Source organism: Parafrankia colletiae (assembly GCF_001854655.1).
Lineage (GTDB): Bacteria > Actinomycetota > Actinomycetes > Frankiales > Frankiaceae > Parafrankia > Parafrankia colletiae.
Genome location: NZ_MBLM01000138.1, coordinates 1 through 18,193, shown reverse-complemented (window position 1 = coordinate 18,193; position 18,193 = coordinate 1). Strand labels below are relative to the sequence as shown.

Annotated in this window: 15 protein-coding genes and 2 pseudogenes; 8 read left to right on the top strand and 9 right to left on the bottom strand. The window is 70.2% G+C overall.

The genetic code is table 11. The features are described 5' to 3' along the window. Positions 1-7 precede the first annotated feature (7 nt). Genes CC117_RS23695 through CC117_RS23680 form a run of 4 tightly spaced genes read right to left on the bottom strand, consistent with a single transcriptional unit; the run spans position 8 to position 4,994 of the window. Complete coding sequence (locus CC117_RS23695; RefSeq protein ID WP_071087777.1) at positions 8-499, bottom strand: nuclear transport factor 2 family protein; 492 nt, start codon at positions 497-499, stop codon at positions 8-10. Next, a complete protein-coding gene (locus tag CC117_RS23690) occupies positions 499-1,503 on the bottom strand; it encodes an alpha/beta hydrolase (protein WP_071087775.1) in 1,005 nt (334 codons plus the stop codon). The genes CC117_RS23695 and CC117_RS23690 overlap by 1 nt, the downstream gene beginning before the upstream one ends. Then, on the bottom strand, positions 1,503-3,296 hold the full coding sequence (locus CC117_RS23685; RefSeq protein WP_071087773.1) for a flavin-containing monooxygenase: 1,794 nt from the start codon (positions 3,294-3,296) through the stop codon (positions 1,503-1,505). Before CC117_RS23685 ends, CC117_RS23690 begins: the two co-directional genes overlap by 1 nt. Positions 3,297-3,329: 33 nt before the next feature. Further along, complete coding sequence (locus tag CC117_RS23680; protein WP_071087771.1) at positions 3,330-4,994, bottom strand: FAD-dependent oxidoreductase; 1,665 nt, start codon at positions 4,992-4,994, stop codon at positions 3,330-3,332. Positions 4,995-5,410: 416 nt separating this feature from the next. Here CC117_RS23680 and CC117_RS23675 point away from each other — a divergent pair, with 416 nt between their 5' ends. Next, a complete protein-coding gene (locus CC117_RS23675; protein WP_071087769.1) occupies positions 5,411-7,099 on the top strand; it encodes a class I adenylate-forming enzyme family protein in 1,689 nt (562 codons plus the stop codon). Between the two features lie 48 nt (positions 7,100-7,147). Here the strand turns inward: CC117_RS23675 and CC117_RS23670 are convergent, their stop codons facing one another. Then, positions 7,148-8,029 carry an LLM class F420-dependent oxidoreductase gene (locus CC117_RS23670; RefSeq protein WP_071087767.1) on the bottom strand — a complete coding sequence of 294 codons (882 nt, stop codon included), beginning with the start codon at positions 8,027-8,029 and terminating at the stop codon, positions 7,148-7,150. A 215-nt stretch (positions 8,030-8,244) separates the two neighbouring features. Between CC117_RS23670 and CC117_RS23665 the strand changes: the two are divergent. Beyond that, positions 8,245-8,424: pseudogene (locus CC117_RS23665) on the top strand (amidohydrolase family protein); the annotation flags it as partial. Between the two features lie 424 nt (positions 8,425-8,848). On the opposite strand, the gene CC117_RS23660 reads toward CC117_RS23665, so the two are convergent. After that, a complete protein-coding gene (locus CC117_RS23660) occupies positions 8,849-9,718 on the bottom strand; it encodes a hypothetical protein (protein ID WP_198541958.1) in 870 nt (289 codons plus the stop codon). A 539-nt stretch (positions 9,719-10,257) separates the two neighbouring features. Between CC117_RS23660 and CC117_RS23655 the strand changes: the two genes are divergently transcribed. Continuing rightward, positions 10,258-10,647, top strand: a complete 390-nt coding sequence (locus CC117_RS23655; protein WP_071087853.1) for a VOC family protein — start codon at positions 10,258-10,260, stop codon at positions 10,645-10,647. Positions 10,648-10,843: 196 nt separating this feature from the next. Continuing rightward, positions 10,844-11,011: pseudogene (locus CC117_RS35160) on the top strand (sugar phosphate isomerase/epimerase); the annotation flags it as partial. Between the two features lie 85 nt (positions 11,012-11,096). Here the strand turns inward: CC117_RS35160 and CC117_RS23650 are convergent. Both CC117_RS23650 and CC117_RS23645 read right to left on the bottom strand, forming a co-directional pair. After that, on the bottom strand, positions 11,097-12,335 hold the full coding sequence (locus CC117_RS23650) for a cytochrome P450 (RefSeq protein WP_071087761.1): 1,239 nt from the start codon (positions 12,333-12,335) through the stop codon (positions 11,097-11,099). Positions 12,336-12,522: 187 nt separating this feature from the next. Beyond that, on the bottom strand, positions 12,523-13,230 hold the full coding sequence (locus CC117_RS23645; protein ID WP_071087851.1) for a GntR family transcriptional regulator: 708 nt from the start codon (positions 13,228-13,230) through the stop codon (positions 12,523-12,525). A gap of 130 nt (positions 13,231-13,360) precedes the next feature. Between CC117_RS23645 and CC117_RS23640 the strand changes: the two genes are divergently transcribed. Genes CC117_RS23640 through CC117_RS23630 form a run of 3 tightly spaced genes read left to right on the top strand, consistent with a single transcriptional unit; the run spans position 13,361 to position 16,560 of the window. Next, positions 13,361-14,533, top strand: coding sequence for an amidohydrolase family protein (locus CC117_RS23640; RefSeq protein ID WP_071087759.1), 1,173 nt, complete (start codon positions 13,361-13,363; stop codon positions 14,531-14,533). Between the two features lie 7 nt (positions 14,534-14,540). Beyond that, the gene (locus CC117_RS23635) at positions 14,541-15,647 is read left to right on the top strand and encodes an NAD-dependent epimerase/dehydratase family protein (RefSeq protein ID WP_071087757.1); all 1,107 of its coding nucleotides are present in this window, start codon (positions 14,541-14,543) and stop codon (positions 15,645-15,647) included. Between the two features lie 46 nt (positions 15,648-15,693). After that, positions 15,694-16,560 (top strand): SDR family NAD(P)-dependent oxidoreductase, encoded by an 867-nt coding sequence (locus CC117_RS23630; RefSeq protein ID WP_071087755.1) that lies wholly within the window; start codon positions 15,694-15,696, stop codon positions 16,558-16,560. Here the strand turns inward: CC117_RS23630 and CC117_RS23625 are convergent. Continuing rightward, entirely contained in the window at positions 16,468-17,352 is an 885-nt protein-coding gene (locus CC117_RS23625) for a dienelactone hydrolase family protein (RefSeq protein ID WP_241830360.1), read from the bottom strand. The genes CC117_RS23630 and CC117_RS23625 overlap by 93 nt on opposite strands. Before the next feature lie 300 nt (positions 17,353-17,652). On the opposite strand from CC117_RS23625, the gene CC117_RS23620 reads away from it, so the two are divergent. Beyond that, a partial coding sequence (locus tag CC117_RS23620) for an IS6 family transposase (protein ID WP_071087753.1) occupies positions 17,653-18,193 on the top strand: 541 nt, incomplete at its 3' end.

Below are 18,193 nucleotides of genomic sequence, written 5' to 3'. Positions count from 1 at the left end.
CGGGCTCTCATCCCCGCGCCAGGCGCATGATCGCCTGGGACTCGGGTGAGCCGTCGAGGACGCGGTTGCGGCGGTCCCGGATCCGCCAGCCGGYGGGAGTGCGCAGCAGCGTCCAGTGGTTGATCGCGGCCCGCCACAGGAACCACCGCTCGCCCTCTCTGCGGACCACGAAGGAGTAGCCGACGGCGTCCGCCGTGTCACCGCTGACGGTGATGCGGGGGGTGGCGGTGAGGTGCGCGACGCCGTCGGCGACCAGCCCGGTGTGCGGCTCGGTCCGGTAGAGGTCGGCCAGGCCCGGCGGCGCCTCCACCCGGACAGTTCCTCCGGCCGGAAGACCGAACTCGTAGCCGCCGCCGGTCACCCACAGGTCGGCCGCCTGGTCCGCCGACCCGCTGTCGACCAGCGGGCCGTAGCTGTTGAGCAGGCGGAGGATCTCCAGCTGGTCCTCGGCCGCCCGCAGCCGGGCGTCCAGCTCCCGGAGTCTGCTCTCCACGTCCATCAGGGCCCCTCCCCGGTTTCCGGGGAGCCGTCCGCCGGCGCGAAGGCGGCGGCCAGCGCCGCGTAGACGTCCCGTAGGAACTGCGCGGTGCGCGGGGTGCGCGGCGGTGCGCCGAACCCGCCGTGCACGACCCCGGGGTACACATGCAGCTCCGTCGGCACACCGGCCCGCGACAGGCGCGCCGCGTAGGCGACGTTCTCGTCGAGGAACCCGTCGACGTCACCGATCGCGAGGAAGGCCGGCGCGAGCCCGGCGAGGTCCTCGGCCCGCGCCGGCGCCGCGGTGGGCGGGACCTCGCCGCCGGCGAGCGATCCGAGGTAGGCCGCCCAGCACATCCGGTTGGCCCGCAGATGCCAGAGGCCCCAGTGGCCCGGGTCCTCGAGCGCGCGGATCGAGGGTGTCAGCTCACGGTCGTCGAGCATGGGGTAGATCAGCAGCTGCAGCGCCGGCTGGGGGATGCCGAGGTCCCGCAGCCGCAGACACAGCCCGGCGGCCAGGCCGGCACCCGCGCTCGCCCCGCCCAGGACCAGGCGGGACGGGTCGACCCCGTAGCCGGCCGGGTTCGCGCTGACCCGGCGCCAGACCGTCTCCGCGTCCTCCAGCCCCGCCGGGTAGGGATGCTCCGGGGCCAGCCGCCAGTCGACCGAGACGACGGCGCAGCCGAGCTCGACGACCATCCGGTCGAGGCGGTCGTCGTTCTCGTCCAGGTTCCCCATGATGTAGGCGCCGCCGTGCAGCCAGAGGAGGAAGGGCAGCGCCACGCCGGCGTCGGCGTCGTCGGTGGCGGGACGGTACCAGCGCACCCGGACGTCGGGACGGCCGTCCAGGCCCGGGATGACCTCGTCGGTCCGTCGGACCCGCGGGTCCGACGGCGCGGGCGGCGGGCCGACCGCCGTGTACGAGCGCCGGATCGTCGCGATGCTCGTCAGGTCCCAGCGTGCCAGTCGACCGAGCAGCGCCACGGTTCCGGGTTCGACCCGCCTGTTCACCTCGATGGCGGACATCAGCCGCCGTCGGTCCGGTCCGGGTCCATCGGCTCGACGCCGACCTCGATCGCCTTGATCAGCAGCGCTGTGAACCGGGTGTAGAAGCGGGCCATCCGGATGAACCCGGTGCCGAACCACAGACCCGCCTGCGCGGACCGCCGCCACGTGTTCGCGTACTCACCGTCCGCCGCACGGCCGTAGGCCCGGTCGATCCGGTCCGCCGCCGGACCCAGCGTCGGCTTGATGTGGCCCCAGAACTGGTGGTATCCGGTGGCGAAGACGATGAGGTCGACGTCGAGCGTCGAGCCGTCGGTGAAGACCACCGTCCGCTCCCTGACCTCGGCCACCTCGACACCCTGTCTGAGGTGCACCAGGCCGTCCGCGATCAGCTCGGACGCACCGATGTTGATCTGGTAGGCGTCCCTGCCGGACATGTGGGCGCCGATGATGCCGGTCCCGTCCGGGCCCCACTCGAGCTTGAAGCCCCGCGACGTGAGGCCGTCGAGCAGATCCCGGTCGGCCTCCGCGGCGAGCTTCACCAGCTTCTTGTTGAGCTCGTCAACCCGCTCGTTGGGCAGCGCGTAGGTCATCTGGTCCGCGAAGTCCGGGGTGTAGGGCATGTCCTCGGTGAACAGCGTCGACCAGTACCGGTGGTAGGAGGTGTAGCTCACGACGTAGGTGGCGCTGCGCTGCAGCATCGTGACGTCCGTGCCGTGTTCGTACAGGTCGTGCGCGATCTCGTGGCCGCTCACTCCGGCCCCGATCACCAGCGCCTTCTTGCCCCGGAAGTCGGCGCCGTACTGGAACTCGTCCGAATGCGCCGTCATGCCGGGGAAGGTCTCGATCCCCCTGATCGCGGGGATCTTCGGCGATCCGAACAGGCCGCCCGCCACGACGAAGTGCCGCGGGTGCAGCTCCCGGATCGAGCCGTCCCCACGCCGGACCCGGATCGTCCACCGCTGGGCGTCGGTGTCGAAGTGCCCGTCGAGGAACGTGGTGGACGTCCACACGTTGAGGTCGAGCAGGTTCGCGTAGGACTCCAGCCAGTCGGCGAACTTGTCCTTCGGGGTGTGCGCCGGCCAGGACGGCGGCAGCGAGAGGTAGGGCAGATGGTCGCCGAAGACGGTGCTGTGCAGGGCGAGCGACGCATAGCGCCTGCGCCAGGTGTCCCCGACGCGCTCCTCGCGGTCGATGACGAGCGTCGGGACGTCAAGCGCGCCGAGCCGGGCCGCTATGGCCAGCCCGTTGTGTCCCGCCCCGAGCACGAGCACCGCGGGCTCGCTGTCCTCGAAGGCGATCTCCTTCTCGCGGTCGCTCGACCACCGGGTGCGGTCCGGCACGATGCCGTAGACCTTGCCGTCCCGGCGATGGTGGCGCACCCGCTCCGGATGGGCCTGCAGACCGATCACCTGGGTCTGCAGGATCGACACCACGAAGCGCCCCGCGCTCGGCACCAGCAGCACATAGCCGCGGTCGATCCGGTCCGTGGTGGTGAAGTCGAAGAAGGCGTTGACGGCGCCGTCCGTGACGACCGGCGGCTGTTCCCGGCTGGGCCGGAAGTCGGCCGCGTCCCAGGCCTTCGCCAGCTCGGCGAGCCGGCCGACGGTCTCCGCCTGCCCGACCGTGTGGTGGAAGTCCCAGGGGAAGGCCATGAAGTCACGCCAGGTCGCTTCCGGCAGGAAGAGCGCGGCGAGGTCGGAGGTGGATCCGCTTCGCAGGGCCGCCGCGAACTCGGCGAGCCATCCGGCGAAGATGTCCTCGGCGTCCCGCGCGGTGATCGCCTCGGTCGGGATCTCTAAGGTCTCGGTCATTGCCCCAACTTCCGGTGGTCTGCTGGCTTCGAATCAGCTTCCGAATCGTTCGCTCAGGACCGGCGGCCGGGAGCCGGCCGCCGGGTCGCGCGCCGCCGCGCGCCCGGCGTGCATACCCCACACCCCTGCCACCGCCAGTGTCGCTCCGGCACCGCCGTACACCATGCCGGACGGACTCGCCATCACGTTGCCCGCGGCGTAGAGCCCGCGGATCACGTCGCCGTCGACATCCAGGACCCGGCCTTCCTGATCGGTCCGGGGCCCGCCCTTGGTACCGAGTGCCGACGACCCGACCTCGACGCCGTAGAACGGCGCGGTCTCGACCGGGCCCAGCGTGGAGTGGACCGAGTCGGGGTCGAGCACCCGGCCGCCGGGGAACCGGTCGTAGGCGTTGTCGCCGCGGCCGAAGTCGGGGTCGGTGCCCGCGCGGGCATGCTCGTTGAACCGCTGCACGGTCGCGGCGACCTCGGCCGCGGGAAGGCCGAGCCGGCCCGCCAGCTCGTCGAGGGTGTCGGCGCGCACCAGCCAGTCCGGCACCGCGCCGCCGGGCGCGCCGCCGAACACACCGAACCGGTCGACGGTCGACTGGTCGAAAATCATGAAGCTGGGCAGGTTCGGGTACTCGAACCTCGACGCGTCGAGCTGGTGGTAGGCGCCTCCGAAGGCGTTGTAGTTCGCCGCCTCGTTGGCGAACCGGCGGCCGTGGCCGTTGACCATGATCGAGCCGGGAAGCGCACGTTCCCGCGCGGTCAGCAGACCGTTCCGGGCGCCGTCACGACGGTGCCCGGGAAGGCTGACGACCGGGGCCCACCAGGCCTCCCGCATGTTGCCGAGCTGGGCGCCGACCCGCATCGCCATCCGCAGCCCGTCCCCGGTGTTGGTCGGCGCGCCGATGGCACGGGTCAGCGGCCCGCGCAGGAAGTCCCGGACGAGATCGGGGTCGTACTCGAATCCGCCGGTGGCGAGCACGACCGCGCCCGCGCGCACCGACCGGACGCCCTCGGGCGTCCCGATCTCGATCCCGGTGACGGTGCCACCCTCGGTGATCAGCCGTAGGCCACGCGACCGGGTGGCGACGTGCACCCCGCGCCGCAGGCAGGCCTGGAGCAGACCGCCGACCAGCGCCCGGCCGAGGCCCTCCGCGCGGTTCCTCTCCCGTTCGGCGAGCACCTCCGGCGCCAGTGCGCCGGTGCCCCCGCCGAGAGGCATCTCGCGGATGAGCAACCGGCGGGTGTCGCCCGCGATGCGGTCCTCCCACTCCTCGAACCCGAGGAAGGAGAAGAGGCCGACCTCGATCGACCGCCCCCCGTCGGGCCGGCCGCCGGGGCGTTCCGGGTGGTAGTCGGGATAGCCCTCGACCAGCTGGAAGCGGAGCTCCGTCTGCTGCTCGACGAAGTCGACCAGCTCCGGCCCGCCGTCGACGAGCGCCTCGGCCAGCTCCGGGATGATCATCCCGTTCGACAGGCTGGCGAGGTACGCCAGGCCGTCCGCCCGGGAGTCCTTGATGCCGGCCGCCCGGGCCGGCTGGTTGCCGGGCACCCAGATCGTCCCGCCGGACAGCGCGGTCGTGCCGCCGAGCAGCTCCGCCTTCTCGAAGACGGCGACGCGGGCGCCCTCCACGGCCGCGGCGAGCGCCGCGGTCAGCCCTGCCGCGCCCGACCCGAGAACCACCACGCCGTACGTCTCATGCTCCTGCATCGCATGCCCCCGTCACTGGGAAGGTTCCGGAACCGTTGTGACTGCGTCGGCGCGGCGCCGCGGGCTGTGGTGGCCGACCGGTGCGCCCGCTCGCGTACGACTGCTTGGGCACCATGACTCCGCGCTCCACGACTCCGTGCGCCATCATGACGCGCGCCATCATGACCCTGTGCGCTATTTGATACATGGTGTTCAATAACTGCTCAAGGTAGTAAGCTCCCGGAGGGGTGTCAAGCCTGACCGGATTCCGCTCAGCCACCTTGGGCCACGGCGTCCAGACCCACCCGGACCCACCCGGACGCACCCGGAGCGACCGCGCGGGCCGCGGCGGAGGGCTCCGCCGCGGCGGCGGCCCACGTATCGAACGCTGGACGCAACGCTGGACCAAACCCTGCGCAGACCCGAGGGACTGATCAATGCCGACCGATTCCGCGAGCGAGGACGTCCTCTCGGCCGCCCGGCCGTGGCTCGCCACCTATCCACCAGGGATCGACCCGTCGCCGCACCCCGCCCACTGTTCGATCGCCGCCGCCTGGCGGGACCGGGTGTCCAGCAACCCCGGCAGGCCGGCAGTGCGGTACTTCGACGGGTCTGTCAGCGCGGCCGACCTTGACGCCCACGCCGACGCCCTCGCCGCCGACCTTCAGGAACGGGGCGTCCGGCCGGGCGACCGCGTGGGCATCTACCTGCAGAACGTGCCGTACTACCCGATCAGCCTGCTGGCGATCTGGAAGGCCGGTGGCATCGCGGTGCCGCTCAACCCGATGTACGGCGGGCGCGAGCTGCGGCGCCTGATCGACGACTCCGGCACCACCGGGATCATCCTGGCTCGCGGCACCGACACCCAGACCCGCGAGACGCTCGTGGGCAGCACGGTCCGCTGGTTTTTGTCCGCCTCCGCACGCGATTTCCAGACAACGAACGACCCGCGCGTCTTCGACGCCGCGGGCGATCCCGCACCGTCGCCCGACGGCGATCTCGCGGCGATCCTGTCGGAACGCCGGGGGCAGCGCCCCCAGCCGGTCGAGACCGCCCCGGACGACACCGCTTTCCTCACCTACACCTCGGGTACCACGGGCCCGCCCAAAGGTGCGCTGAACACACACCGGAACTACCTCAACGCGGTTCTGAACTACGGCCGCTGGCTACTCCTCCAGCCGGGTGACGTGGTGTTCGCGATCGCCCCCCTCTTCCACATCACCGGCCTCTCCCTGAACGCAGGCATCGCGCTGCTGAACGACACGACCCTGAGCATGAGCGGCCGTTTCGAGCCCTCGGTCGCGCTCGAGGCCTTTCGCGACCACGGCGTGACGACCACCATCGGCTCGATCACGGCGTTCAACGCCTTCTCCCGGCTGGAAAGCGCGGGCCCCGAGCATTTCGCCACGGTGAAACGGCTCTACTCCGGCGGCGCGCCCATCCCGCCGTCGACGGTGGAGGCCTTCCGATCGAGGTTCGGGCCCTACCTGCACAACATCTGGGGCATGACCGAGACGACGGGCGGCGGCATCGCCGTCCCTCCCGGCGCGACGGCCCCCGTGCACAGCCCGAGCGGCACCCTTTCTATCGGCGTGCCGATGCAGAACGTCGACGTGTGGATCACCGACGAGAACGGCGCGCCGCGACCGCCGGGTGTCGAGGGCGAGCTGGTCATCTCCGCCCCGCAGGTCATTCCCGGCTACTGGCGCAACCCCGAGGCGTCGGCGCACGCGCTGGCGGACGGGCGGCTGCGCACCGGAGATGTCGCCGTCCTCGACGCCGACGGCTGGGTGTATCTCGTCGACCGGGTGAAGGACCAGATCAACACGTCGGGCTTCAAGGTCTGGCCGCGTGAGGTGGAGGACGTCCTGTACGAGCACCCCGACGTCTTCGAGRCCGCCGTGGTCGGCCTGCCGGACGCCTACCGGGGCGAGAGCGTGGTGGCCTACGTGTCGCTGCGCGACGGCGCGACCACCAGGCCCGAGGACCTGACCGCCTTCGCCCGGGAGCGGCTCGCCGCGTACAAGTCCCCCCGCCAGGTCTCGATCCTGCCGGAGCTACCGAAGACCGCGACCGGCAAGATCCAGCGGGCGGCGCTGCGCGAACAGCACCCGCGGCACGCATAACCTCGCGCGGACGCGGCACGCCGCGCCCGCGCGAGCAAGCCAGTCCCTTCAGCGCAGTACCGCGTCCGCCACTTTCATGATCTCCGCGATGTAGTCGATGTGGCGGTCGACACCGGCGAAGCCGCGTCCCATCGTGAACAACGAGGCGTGTGTCGCGCCTGCCTCCCGAAGCCGCAGCAGGCCACCCGTGATCTCCTGATCGGTGTAGGGCCGGCCGGGCGAGTGCAGGACGAACTGCGCGCCGAAGCCCTCCACGGGCCGACCCGCGGCCGACAGGAGAGCCCGCAGGCGGATCCAGCCGTCCATCGCGGCCTGCTCGAGGCCGTAGCCGAAGATGAAGCCGTCGGCCAGGGCCACGGCCCGGCGGAACGCCGCCTCGGCGAAGCCGCCGCACCAGATCGGGATCCGCCGGGTCGGCCGGGGGACGATGTTGGCGCGGTCGATCTGGTCGAACTCTCCCTCGAAACTGATCAGCTCCTCGCTCCACAGCCGTCGAAGGTAGGAGATCTGCTCGGTCAGTTTCCGGCCCCGGGCGGAGAAGTCCACACCCATCGCGTGGTACTCGACCTGGTTGTACCCGGCACCCACCCCGAGCCGCAGGCGCCCCCCGGACATCAGGTCGATGTCGGCCGTCTGCCGGGCGACGAGAACTGTCTGGCGCAGTGGAAGGACGAGCACGCCGCTCACGAACTCGATGCGCTCGGTCAGTCCGGCCAGGTAGGCGAAGGCCGTGAGGGGATCATGGAACGGGCTCCGTTCCCCGTAGCGGCCCCGGATCGGCGGGTCGCGCCCCTCGCGCAAGGCGCCGATGACGTGGTCGTACAGGACCAGATGGTCGTAACCAAGCTCCTCGGCTGCCCGAGCGAACCTGGCGAGCGCCGACGGATCGCCCTCGAGCTCGATCTGCGGATAGACGACCCCGAGCCTCATCGCACCCCGCCAGTCCCTCTCGTCTGCCACCCCGAAGATTCCGATCAGGCTATCAGCCTCATTTCTTTTATTACAACTATCAGTTCAAATAACGCACATCCGCCCGCACCACGAATGGCAGCCGTCCGGTCCGGTCGGGGTTCGACTACATTCAGTCATTAACTCTCGCCGGACGAACACCTGGGCGTCCAAGAGTGGTTGACACCGACGCACACATGACCGAACGTCACGACCTGTTCACCGAGCGGGCGCCGAAGGGGTACGAGGACCGGGTCCCCCACGTCGAGCGGATCGACGGCACGGACATGTGGGTCATCGAGGGCAAGACCTTCGGCAAGGCCGGCTCCGGCGGCACCGTCGACCACGACGGCAAGAAGCACGCGTTCCGCTGTTCGTGAGGCCGAGCGGTGCGCCACCCTGGGCTGCGGAGGGGGTCCGGGCGAGCACYCGGGTCAGTGTGTTGTGCCCGACGTCGACGCTGGCGTCGGAGTTCGCATTCACACGTGACACATCACGTCGACCTATATCGAGCACATCACGGACCTTCGAGATAGGAACAGTTTTTATTGCTATGTTCCCGAATCGGGAAACGGAAGCAGGAACCTGAAACAGGGACGATTGTCGGGATACCGAGGGCCGCAGCCGTTTCCTTCGCTACCGTCATCCGAGGAGTATCTGATGGACAAGATCACCTGGGCGGTCACCGTCCCGCCCGGATACCTGGTGGGACGGTGGCGGGTCGTCGATCGGCCGAATCCCTGACGGCCGTTTCGCAGGCTGAACAATGCTTCGCAGGCTCCTCGTCGCCTGCGTCGCCCCCTACCCCGCCTCGGGGCGGCCGATATCGGCGAGGGCGGCGTGTGCGCGTGGCAGGGCCTCCCGTTCGAGGCGCGCCCGGGTGTCGACGTCCGTCTGGTGCTGTCCGGTTCTCTGGACTCGGTACTGTTCTTCCAGCCGGTGCAGGTCCGTGGACATGCCCGTGCTGTGGGCGCACTCCGCCTCGGCGACCGCCGTCCGCACCTCCTGTGGGCGATCCGCGCTCTGCGGTGGCCGGAGAAAAGCCTCGCGGGCCCCGCCCGGGGTGAGGTAGTCGAATCCGCGGGCCTTCATGCAGGACGACCACCGTCGAACAGCCGACTGGAAGCGGCCGTCGCCGGTGACGTCAGCGCGCCACAGGGCGGCGAGGGAGTCGGTCACTGAGGTGGCACGAAACCAGGCGGCCAGGTCGCCGTAGATTTCCTGTTGAGCCTGCGAGGTACAGCCGTCGGAGATCCGGCCCATGGTCACCCCGTCGGGCGTCCTGACCTCAAGCCGGGCCGCGGACTGCCGTCCGTTGAGGGTTTCCAGGGCGCGTTCCTGGTCCGCCGGCGGCAGGCTCTCGAAGTACTGCCTGTTGGGGTCGGCAGCACGCAGCCGCCGGCGTTCGGCGTCGATGTCGCTTCCATACCCATGCTGCGAAGCCCATTCGATGTCGTCGATCACGTAGGGAAAGTCGCGGTCCTCCGGCAGTGGCCGTCGGGGCACAGACCACATCTCGAAGCCGTGGTCTTCCATACAGGAACGTGTCAGCATCTGCTCCGCCTCGTGCAGCAGCTCCTTCTCCGGCTCGGTGAGAGGGGTCCCAGCCGCCTGACGAGGTGCGGGTGAGCCGCAGGAAACCGTCGCCAGCACGGCCACCATGCTCACCATTCGGGCGACTCGTCGCCGACGGCGCATTTCCCCTCCTTCGACCGCAGGGCCGGCTGCCCTCGACAGGAGCTTTTGTGCCTGTCGTCATGGCACCGAATATGCCGGCGATTCCGCTGGCCGCCATCCCGCAAGACACCAGGTAGACAGTTGCGCCGTGGCGTGCTAACACCGCTGGTCCCCACCGCTTCGGACCACGCGAGAGAGGCAATGTTCGAACAGATGGTGCCCARCACGGGTGAGCCGCCGTCGGAGATGCTCGCGGCACCGATCCGTGATCGGGGTGATCGGCCCTGAGGCCAGGTTGCGATAATCACCCGCAGCACCTCAGGCGTCGAGAGCCCGTCGATGCGTCGCCGCACCCTCCTCGCACCGTCAGGCGCCCTCACGGCCGGTCAACCTCGGGAACGGGCCTCGACTCCCACCCGTTGACGTGCCTACCGCCTGGCAGGTGGATCCGGAGCCATTTCGCCGCGAGGAGACGCCGACGTGCCATGTGCGATGGTGAGACCGTCAGCCGCAGAACCATCAGGGGAGAGAACGTGACGGTGTCGCGCATCGAGGTCGGTCTCGTCAGTACCGACGAGACCCTGGTGAACTTCTTCGCCACCGTCTTCRACCTCGAACGGCTCCCGGTGATCACCTCGAGTTCCGGAGTCGTCCATCCGCTCCAGGCATCTGGCGTGACAATCAAGATCATGGTTCCGCTGCGACCGCCGACGGTGGCCGAGCCACCCGCCGTCTTCATCGGCGCCACCGGTATTCGGTACCTCACCATGCACGTCACCGACCTGGGAACGATCACAGATCGTGTCCTGGCTGGTGGAGGGCACCTGCTGACCGGCCCCATCGACCTTGGCTCCGGCGTACGCCTCGCGGTCTTCCGTGACCCTGACGGCAACGCCCTCGAGGTCGTCGAGGGTGCCCCCTGAGCTCAGCCCTGCACCGGGTCGTACGAACGTCTCACCGCACCACTCGGGATGCCGGATTATCCGGCATGGCGCTCTCTCACATCGAGGAGGAGGACGAAACCGGTGGTAGACCTGGGAATCGAGTTTCCCAGCGTTTTCGGAATGCCGCCGGTCGAATTTGTCTCCCTGGCCGCAGATCTCGGTTGCCGGCACATCTCCACCGACGGGTGAGCTGCCGTTGCTCGACATGCTCGCGGCACTCCCCCGCGACCGGGTGATCGGCCTTGAGGTACCGATCCGCTCCCAGGCGGAGGCCGGTGTCGGTCCCGCTGACCGGCTCGCCCGGTGCGTCGAGGCGACTCGAGGCCTCCTGGCCCAGCTGTAGCTCGCGGCACGGCCAGGCCCGACAGAATCGCATCCCGCGGCTCGGCCGAGACAACGCGCCCAAACCTCGGCGACTGGCCGCGCGATCAGAAGGAAGTCGGTTCGGACACCCGCTTCCCAGGGGTGAAAACAAGCGGGACGGACTCCGGCGCCCGATTGAACGTCGACATAAAACCGATATCGGCACCCGGCTGCACCTGGATGTCGTGCAGCCGCCGGACAATCTCGACGAGGGCGACCCGCAGGTTCATCCGTGCAAGGTTGGAGCCGGCGCAGCGGTGCGGCCCGGCACCGAAGGCGACATGCGCGTTCCTGGCTCGCTCGAGGTCGAACACGTCGGGGTTGTCGAACTCGGCCTCGTCGCGGTTGGCCGAGACCCAGTACATGAGAACCTTCTCGCCCTGCCGGATCAGCTGGCCGCCCACCTCGGTGTCGTTCCGAGCTGTGCGGGCGATGCACACGAAGGATCCGTCGAGCCGCAGGAACTCCTCAACGGCGTTCGGAATCAGCTCCGGTCGCTCCCGCAGCGCTGTCAGGATCTCGGGGTGCTCGCAGAGCCGCAGCATCGCCATCCCCAACACACCGGCGGTCGTCTCAAGGCCGCCGAGGACCAGCAGCTGAATGGTCCCGACCACCTCCTCGGGGGTGATCGGACGGCCCTCGATCTGTGCGGCCATCACGGCGTCGACAACGTCTCCACGCGGGCCCTGCCGGCGCCGTTCCTCGACGAACCGGCCGATCCAGCCGGCCAGTTTCAGCAGACACTCCCGGGCCTCCGGGCGGTGCATCTGCGACGCCATGATGGCATACCCGTTGACCTCGTCGAGATCCTCGGCGGGGGCGTGCAGCGCCAGGTCGAAGAACGTCAGGCCGGGGAACGGCCGAGCGAACGCCTCCATGAACTCGCAGGTGCCGTCCTCGATGAAACCGTCGATGAGGCGGTTCACCACGGCGCGAGTCGGTTCCTCCCACTCCTTCACGACCGTGGGCCGGAAATAGGGGTTCGTCAGCTGCCGGAACTCACGCTGCAGCGGCGGGTCGACCGTCACGGGAAGGATCTTCATCGGCGGCCCCGGCGGCGACGGCACCGTGATGCCGCGCTCGGAGGTGAACGCCTTCCAGTCCTGGGCGACGCGGAGGACGTCCTCCTTCCGGGTGACCACCCAGAAGCCTCCGTGCTGGTCACTGTGCGCCACCGGACACCGGGAGCGGGCCCGGGCCAGCGTCGGGTGTAACTCCCGGGCAAGGTCGGGCGACAGATGGTCGAAGTGTTTCTCGACCCACTCGTCGTCGATCAGCACCGGGCCCGCGATCTTTGTCTCCATCACACCTCACGCTCTTACCGATGGCAGCCGTACAGGTTCGGTCGGGTTGCCGGGCGCCAGCCAGTCACCGGCCGTCGCCGGGCGAACGCGCAAGCGTTCAGCTCCAATGTAGTGAGTACTTGCTTGCCAAGCCACGCATCGCCGACGTCGCCGCGCCTCGCCTCCCGGGGGGTGACGCTCCGCCCTGTCAGCCGGCGGCGGCGTTGGTGCCGTCCGCGCGCAGCACCCCACGCCGGATCAGCTCACCGATCACCTGTTCGGCCGCGGCACGGGTGTCCTGCAGGCGGGCCCGCGAGGCCTTCCGCGGGTCACCCGCGACGATGGCGTCGATGACCCGCCGCTGAGCCTCGATGATCTCCCCGGGGGGACGCCGGTCGCTCTGGCGCGCCGCCCACTCCAAAAAGCCGCCGGCTCCCCGGAGATCCGCGAGCAGGCGCGGGGTGGCCCCCGCACGGTGCTGGACCAGGACGATCTCGGCCGCGAGGTCCAGCAGGTGCCCGCCGTCGGCGCCGCCGGCGCCGCTGTCGTCCAGTGCCCGGAGAAGACCCTGGAGCCGGGCCAGAACCTCGGGGTCACGGTCCTTCGCCACCCGCGCCGCCGCGACTCCGCCCAGGAGGCCCAGGACGTGGAAGTCCGCACGCAACGTGCGGGCGTCGAAGTGCTGGACGAACGCCACCCGGTGCACACGGGTCGCGATCAGGCCGTCCCGCTCGAGGAGCACGAGGGCCTCGCGGACAGGGGTGGGGCTCACCCCGAGGGTCGCGCCGATCCGCTCGACGTCGACGCGGTCACCGTAACGGAGGCTACCGGCGAAGATCTCCTTCTGCAGGTACTCGACGACCGCAGCGCTCGTCCTGGTCCGCCGCAACACGGCTTCTGCCACCACATCGCCCATCGTGGTCGACACCGCCCCCAGCGGGCAATCAACAATCAAAAATTGGCGATTGCGGTCCAGAGGTAAGTGAGCATACGCTCAGGTTCTGACGCAGCACGGCCGCGGCCGCACCGACCGAAGGAGACCCCGCATGAGCGAACTGGCTGGTCTGCGCGTGGTTGACGCCGACGCACACATGACCGAACGTCACGACCTGTTCACCGAGCGGGCGCCGAAGGGGTACGAGGACCGGGTCCCTCACGTCGAGCGGATCGACGGCACGGACATGTGGGTCATCGAGGGCAAGACCTTCGGCAAGGCCGGCTCCGGCGGCACCGTCGACCACGACGGCAAGAAGCACGCGTTCCGCGACTCCCAGGGCGGCTCGTGGGGCATCCGCGACGTGCACCCGRCCGCGTGGGACCCGAAGGCACGGCTGACCCTGATGGACGAACTCGGCATCCACACGCAGGTCCTGTACCCGAACGCCATCGGCATCGGCGGCCAGAACCTGCGCAACTCGGTGAAGGACCCGGTACTGCTCCGGCTCTGCGTCGAGCTCTACAACGACGCGATGGCCCAGGTCCAGGCCGAATCGGGTAACCGGCTGCTCCCCATGCCGATCATGCCGGCGTGGGACATCGAGGCCTGCGTCCGCGAGGCCGAGCGGTGCGCCACCCTGGGCTACCGCGGCGTCAACATGACCGCCGACCCCCAGGACTCCGGATCACCGGATCTCGGCCACCGCGACTGGGACCCGTTCTGGGAGGTCTGCGCCGGCCTGCAGCTGCCGGTGCACTTCCACATCGGCGCCAGCCAGACCTCGCTGTCGTACTTCGGCACCACGTACTGGCCCAGCCAGGACGACTACGTGAAGCCCGCCATCGGGGGCGCGTCCCTGTTCCAGAACAACTCCAGGGTCCTGCTCAACAGCGCCTACTCCGGGATGTTCGACCGGCACCCCGCGCTCCAGATGGTCTCCGTCGAGAGCGGCATCGGCTGGGTGCCGTTCATGCTCGAGGCGATGGACTACGAGCTTGCGGAGAACGCGCCCAAGCACGCCGCGAAGCTGCAGAAACTCCCCTCGGAGTACTTCCGCGACAACTGGTACGCGACCTTCTGGTTCGAGACCGGCCGCGGCGACCTGCAGCACCTCATCGACCAGGTCGGCGAGGACAGAATCATGTTCGAGACGGACTTTCCGCACCCCACCTGCCTGCACCCCGACCCCCTCGGAATCGTCAGCGAGAAGATCCTCAGCCTGCGTCCGGAGACGCGGGAGAAGGTCATGGGCGGTAACGCGGCCAAGCTCTACCGGATCTAGGCAAACGGTGCGGGTCCTGGTGGTGGGTGGGACGGGGCCTACCGGGCCGCACGTCGTGCGCGGTCTCCTCACCCGCGGCGACGACGTCACCATCTTCCATCGGGGCTCCCACGAACCGCCCGAGCTGGCCGAGGTCGAGCACATCCACGGCGACCCCCATTTCCGCGCGTCGATCGATGCCGCCCTCGGCGGGCGGGACTTCGACGCCGTGGTGGCCATGTACGGGCGGCTCAGGCATCTGGCGCCCGCGCTGGCCGGGAGATGCGGCCAGTTCGTCGCCGTCGGCGGGGTACCGGTGTACCAGGGGTTCTTCCCGAGCCCCGGCCAGAGCCCACTGCCGGTCCCGGTGACCGAGGATCATCCGGTCGTCCGGGACGGCACCGGCGCGGCGGCGCTGGCGTTCTCCAGYCGGCTCGCGGAGGCCGAGGCCGCCGTCTTCGCGCACCATGCGGGGGCGACGGTCGTGCGCTTTCCGATGTTGTTCGGGCCGAACAACCCCCGGCCGGCCGAGTGGTCGGTGGTACGGCGGGTGCGCGACAGCCGTCCTTTCATGATCCTTCCCGACGGTGGCGGCCAGATCCACACCCGCTGCGCCGCCGCCAACGCGGCCGCGTTCGTCCTGGCCGTGGTGGGCGCCCCGGCGGTGGCCGGCGGCCAGGTCTACAACGCGGGCGAGGCGACGAGCTGGTCGCTCCGCGACTGGGCGTCGACCATCGCCCGACTCATGGGAGCCGACCTGGAGCTGGTCGGGCTGCCCCGGGAGATCGCCGTCGAGGCGACCACCACGCTGCTGCCGCTCGCCGGCACCACCGCGACCCACGTCGTCGTCAGCACCGAGAAGGCGCGCCGCGAGCTGGGCTACACCCCGGCTGTCGACCCGTTCGACGCCCTGGCCGCACTCGTCGACTGGTACGGCGAGCACCCCGACTTCGATCCGGCCGCCAGCCCGTCGTTCACCGACCGGTTCGACTACCCCGGCGAGGACACGCTGCTCGCCGGGTACCGCGCGGCGGCGGAGCGGCTGGCCGCCGTGGTCGAGCAGCGCGCGGCGCCGCCGGTGCACAGCATGCCCCACCCGCAGGAACCCGGAAAAGCGGACCACCGCGGCCGCTGAGGGAGGACATGAGTGACCACTCACCCAGTTTTCCACGGTTACCGCCGTGCCTGACCTGCTCACCACCCGGGTGGCCGTCGTGACCGGCGGCGCCAGCGGCATCGGCCGGGCCAGCGTGCTGCGCTTCCTCGCCGAGGGCGCCCGGGTCGTCTTCGGCGACCTCAACGAAGCGAACGCCGCGCAGCTACTGGACGAGGTCACCGACCCGGCCCGCGTCCGGTTCGTGCCCACCGACGTCACCGCCGAGGCGGACGTGGCCGCGCTCGTCGGCGCAGCCGTGAACGCCTTCGGCCGGATCGACGTCATGTTCAACAACGCCGGTGTCGGCGGAGCCTTCGGGCCGCTGGTCGAGACCGACCCGGCCGACTGGGACCGGACCTTCGCCGTGATCAGCCGCGGGGTGTTCCTCGGGACGAAGCACGCCGCCCGAGCGATGATCGCTCAGGGTGACGGCGGTGTGATCGTGAACAACGCCTCCGTCGCCGGCATGGGCGGCGGTGGCGGCCTGACCGCGTACTCGGCGGCCAAGGCCGCGGTCATCAACTTCACCGCCAACGCCGCCGTCGAGCTCGCCGCCCACCGCATCCGGGTCAACGCGGTCTGCCCCGGCCTGGTCGACACCCCGCTGGTGATGGGCCGGGACGCCGCCGCCATCGAAGCCCAGCTGGCCACGTTCCAGCCGTGGCCGGAGCTGGGCCGGCCGGAGGACATCGCCGGCCTCGTGGCCTTCCTCGCCGGCCCGGACAGCGTCTTCCTCACCGGGACGGCGGTGCTGGCCGACGGCGGCATGGTCGCCTGGGGCCCTCGCATGACCGGAACCTCAGACCCCCGCGGCCGGACCCGCAGCTTCGTCGGCTTCGCCGAGGGCTCGACCGGCCGACCCGCAACCAGACGACCCGTCGCCGACGTCTGATGCGGAGCCCGGGCCGACGTGGGTGGCCAGCCACCGCAGCATCCGGTCCCAGGCGTCGCGGGCGGCCTGCGGGTGGTGGGTCGAGGGCCGCTCGGGCGTGTGGAAGGCATGCTGCGCGCCCGGATAGCTGATCAGCTCGGTCGGCACCGAGGCCCCGGCGACCGCGGCACGCAGCCGCCCGATCTCCTCCAGCGTGACCCAGGTGTCGTTCTCGCCGTACAGCCCGAGCCACGGGGTACGCAGACCGCCGGCGACGTCCAGCAGCGGCGGCGCTCCGGACCAGTAGGGCTCGGTGACGGCGCCGCCGTAGAAGGACACCGCGGCACCCAGGCGGCGGCGCGCGGCGGTGAGGAACGCCGCGGTACCACCCATGCAGAAGCCGATGACCGCGGTCCGGCTTGGTGGGAACCCGGTGGCGGCCAGGTGCTCCAGGCACGCGTCCAGGTCGGCGGCGATGCCGTCCGCGGTCAGGGTCCGCATCTTCGCGGCGCCCTCGGCCACGGGCACCTCGGAAACGCCGTCGCGGTGGTAGAGGTGTGGCGTCAACGCCAACCATCCCTCGTCACGCAGCTGCTCGCACACCGAGAGCACGTACCCGGTGATCCCCCGCGCGTCCGCAAGGACGATGACCGCACCGCGAGCCGCCGACCCGAGCGCGGACGTGGGTGGCCGCGGAGCGGCGACGGTCACCGGGACGCCCGCCTCCGCCCTCCCCCCTCGGGTCTCCCCCACTGCGTGGCCACCGGCGTCCGTCGCGCCGCTCGCGGCAAGGCGCATCGTCTCGGGCGTCATGGCGACATCATCCGGCACGCCGGACACGAGACGTCGGTCGCACCCGGCCCCGCCCAGAGACGCTACGCCGACAGACATCGAGGGGTGTACGTCGAGTTCCGCTGTACCTGCCGCTCGATTACAAGACGGATCACCGCGTATCCGGATATACCGGAACGTGTCGCGTCGTGCCGCAAAATCCGAGGTCGGGGCGATTTCCGTGCCGGAAAATGCCGCGCCGTGCCGGGACATCCGCGCACAGGCACTGTTGCATCGGTGATGTCCACCTTCGCGTGGCCGCCGATCAGCCATGATCAGAGGATGCGTCGACGTCGTGTCCGTCCACCGGTTCCGACGTCGGAGTTCGCCGGGTTCCGGTTCCCGCCGGAGGTGATCGTGCTGGCAGTGCGGTGGTATCTGCGGTTCGCTCTGTCGTACCGGGACGTCGAGGAGCTCCTCGCTGAACGCGGCCTCGAGGTCGATCACGTCACGATCTACCGGTGGGTGCAGCGCTTTACACCCCTGCTGGTCGAGGCCGCGCGGCCGTGYCGGCACCGACCCGGCGACAGGTGGTTCATCGACGAGACCTACGTGAAGGTCGCCGGCCTGTGGACCTACCTGTACCGGGCCGTCGACCAGCACGGTCAGGTCCTCGACGTCCTCGACGTCCTCGCCAGCACGCGCCGCGACCATGCCGCCGCCCGCCGGTTCTTCGTCCGGGCGCTGTCTCATGGCCGGCGGCCGGTGGAGGTCACCACCGACAAGGCCCCGGTCTACCCGCGGGTCCTGGACGACCTGGTGCCCGAGGCCTGTCACGTCGACGCGGCCCGGGAGAACAACCGGATCGAAGCCGATCATGGCC